The organism is Bartonella sp. CL63NXGY (genome assembly GCF_042194905.1).
Classification (GTDB): Bacteria; Pseudomonadota; Alphaproteobacteria; order Rhizobiales; family Rhizobiaceae; genus Bartonella.
Genome location: NZ_JBHINK010000155.1, coordinates 331 through 559 on the forward strand (window position 1 = coordinate 331; position 229 = coordinate 559).

The 229-nt window shown below is 48.0% G+C and carries 1 protein-coding gene; it reads right to left on the reverse strand.

Translation table 11 applies throughout. The annotated features are described in order from the left end of the window. Positions 1-193 (reverse strand): phosphoribosyltransferase family protein (locus ACFIK0_RS09875; protein WP_375663987.1); only part of this gene is annotated, 193 nt, incomplete at its 3' end. Positions 194-229 lie beyond the last annotated feature (36 nt).

Below are 229 nucleotides of genomic sequence, written 5' to 3' on the forward strand. Positions count from 1 at the left end.
TAATTGTCTTTTGTTCGCCATCTTCTGCATCCACCTTTTCCAGTGAAGTACAGTTCTCAACAAGGCGCTTACCACTAGCGGTGCTTTCAGCTAATACCGTCATCCCCACTAAGTTAGCATCGAATTCCTTGATGAGGGAGTGCATACCGTTCAAGGTTCCCCCACCCTTTAGGAAGTCATCAACAATTACCACGTTTGCTCCCGCAGAAAGTGTCCGCCGTGACAACTC